This is a genomic window from Bdellovibrionales bacterium, assembly GCA_019750295.1.
Lineage (GTDB): Bacteria > Bdellovibrionota > Bdellovibrionia > Bdellovibrionales > JAGQZY01 > JAIEOS01.
Genome location: JAIEOS010000123.1, coordinates 1 through 2873 on the forward strand (window position 1 = coordinate 1; position 2873 = coordinate 2873).

Here is a 2873-nt window from a genome sequence, read left to right on the forward strand (position 1 = left end):
GAGGCATTGCTTGTACATAATGACCCTAAATTTAAGGGTCAGATCTTTCACTATGAATTCAGAGAACATACGCAATTTTTCTATCATCGCTCACATTGACCACGGTAAGTCCACCCTTGCCGATGGGATCATCCGCATGACCGGTGGACTCACCGATCGCGAAATGAAAGAGCAAGTGCTCGACAGCATGGACATCGAGCGCGAGCGCGGAATTACCATCAAAGCGCAAACCGTTCGACTCAAGTACAAGGCCGACGATGGGAAATTATATAACATCAACCTCATCGATACTCCGGGGCACGTGGATTTTAGCTACGAAGTGTCTCGCTCCCTCGCCGCTTGCGAAGGTGCGCTTCTCGTGGTGGACGCCGCTCAAGGTGTAGAGGCGCAAACTTTGGCGAACGTTTATCTCGCCATGGAGAATAATCTCGAAATCATTCCCGTCTTAAATAAGATCGATCTTCCTTCGGCCGATCCCGAGGGCGTAAAGACCCAAATCGAAGATGGTATTGGAATCGATTGTTCCGAAATTATTCATGCCAGTGCCAAAATGCAGTTGGGAATCAAAGATATTCTCGAATCTGTTGTTAAAAAAGTCCCGGCTCCAAAGGGCGACGTGAATGCTCCCTTGACGGCTCTGGTGTTTGATTCCTGGTTTGATATTTATCAAGGTGTCGTGGTCTTGTGCCGAATTATGGATGGCACCGTAAAAAAAGGCGAGCGCATTCGTTTTATGGCGAATGATATTGAATACGATGTTCTAAAACTCGGATACTTTACACCCGCTCCAGTCGAAGTGAATCAGCTCTCTGTGGGAGAGGTGGGATTTTTTGTTTGTAACATCAAGAGCATTCGCGATGTGAACGTCGGTGATACGATCACTCATGCGAAGCGTGGGGCCGAAAAAGCTCTCGCCGGTTTTAAGAAAACAAAACCTATGGTCTTTGCCGGTATTTATCCTGTGGACTCTGCCGATTTTAAGGATCTTCAAGTCGCTCTCGAAAAACTCACTCTCAATGACTCCAGTTTGACGTACATGAAAGAGTCCTCCGCGGCTCTCGGTTTTGGTTTTCGTTGCGGATTTTTAGGTCTACTTCATATGGAAATCGTCCAAGAGCGTTTAGAGCGAGAGTTCAATCTCAACTTGATCACGACGGCACCAACGGTTGTTTACAAAATTTTCTTAAGTTCCGGCGAATCTTTCGAAATCGAAAACCCGAACGACATGCCCGATCCCTCACGGATCGAAAGGCTGGAAGAGCCGGTGGTCAAACTTCAATTGCACACGCCTTCGGAATTTATTGGTTCGTTGATCAAACTCTGCGAAGCCAAGCGGGGTGTGCAGATCAGTCTCGATTATTTGAACGATAAAAAAGTGGTGATCAATTACAAATTGCCGATGAACGAGATGGTCATGGATTTTTATGACAAGCTCAAGTCCATCACCAAAGGCTACGCCTCGATGGAGTACGAAGTGATTGGTTATCAAGAAGCCAGTCTCGTAAAGATGGATATCTTGATCAACGAAGAGCCCTTGGATGCGCTTTCGATCATCACTCACTCGAGTCAGGCGCAGAACAAAGGTCGCAAGCTTTGCGAAAAACTCAAAGAGTTAATTCCCAGACAGCAATATCAAGTGGCCATCCAGGCATCGATCGGGTCCAAGGTGGTTGCTCGCGAGACGTTGGGTGCGTTAAGAAAAGATGTGACTGCCAAGTGTTATGGTGGTGATATTTCTCGTAAGAGGAAGTTATTAGAGAAACAAAAAGAAGGTAAGAAGCGCATGAAGCAGGTGGGATCCGTTGATATTCCTCAAGAGGCCTTCTTAGCGATCTTAAAGGTGGAGGACTAAGTGTTTTCAAGAAAGTTTTGGACAGAAGGTGCAGGGTCGTATGGTTTAGCCATTCTTCTGGCGTTGACGATTCGTTGGGCCTTTATGGAAGCTTATGTCATTCCCTCGGGGAGTATGCTTCCCAGTCTTCTCATTAAAGATCATATTTTCGTGAATAAATTCGTTTATGGTTTGCGCGTGCCGTTTAGCGAAAACTGGTTGATGAAGTTACGCATGCCGAAGCGTGGAGAAGTGATTGTTTTTAAATATCCAGAGGACAAAGATACATTTTTTATTAAACGTGTCGTGGGACTTCCCGGTGACAAAGTCGCATTTAAAGATGGTCGGATTTTTGTGAACAACGAAGAAGTGAGAATGACTCCGGCGTCCAGCGAAGGGAATGCCGCTTGGTTGCGAGACAAAGATTTTCAAGAGGGTGCTCCCATGGATACCAAGGCGGACTACGAGCACTATCGCGAAGTTTTAGGTGATGTCGAACACGATGTGCTCCTGCGCCGAGGTTATCAAGAAGAAGCTCCGTTTGGCCCCGTCGAAGTTCCTCAGAACGCTTTGTTCGTTATGGGTGACAACCGCAATCGTTCTCGCGATTCCCGAGCTTGGGGTTTTGTCCCCGAGGAAAACATTTTGGGTCGTGCGATGTTTGTTTGGCTCTCGTGTGACGAGTCTCTTCCGGTCGTGAAGTTCCTGTGTAATCCTCTCGAGATTCGTTGGGGTCGCCTATTTCACTGGGTGGAGTAGCTTTTGAATCAACGTGGTCTTAAAGGAACGTGGTTACAGGTTGTCAGCCACTTTTTAGTGGTGATTCTCTTGATGGGAACATTTCGTTGGGTGATTGCGGAGCCTTTCCTCGTTCCGTCGGGGAGCATGATCCCGTCGCTTTTAATTAAAGATTACATTCTCGTTTCGAAGTATTCCTACGGTCTTCGTCTCCCTTTTGGGAAATTGTGGCTGATCGGACCGTTGACGCCGGCGAGAGGAGACGTGGTGGTCTTTCGCTCCAAGGATGATAGTGATTATTACA

3 protein-coding genes are annotated in these 2873 nt (G+C 47.0%); all 3 read left to right on the top strand.

Translation table 11 applies throughout. The features are described 5' to 3' along the window. Nucleotides 1-52: 52 nt before the first annotated feature. Nucleotides 53-1852, top strand: a complete 1800-nt coding sequence (lepA, locus tag K2Q26_14940) for a translation elongation factor 4 (protein ID MBY0316814.1) — start codon at nt 53-55, stop codon at nt 1850-1852. Beyond that, entirely contained in the window at nt 1853-2590 is a 738-nt protein-coding gene (lepB, locus tag K2Q26_14945; protein ID MBY0316815.1) for a signal peptidase I, read from the top strand. A 3-nt stretch (nt 2591-2593) separates the two neighbouring features. Further along, nucleotides 2594-2873: signal peptidase I (lepB, locus tag K2Q26_14950; GenBank protein ID MBY0316816.1), on the top strand; the 280-nt coding region annotated here is incomplete at its 3' end.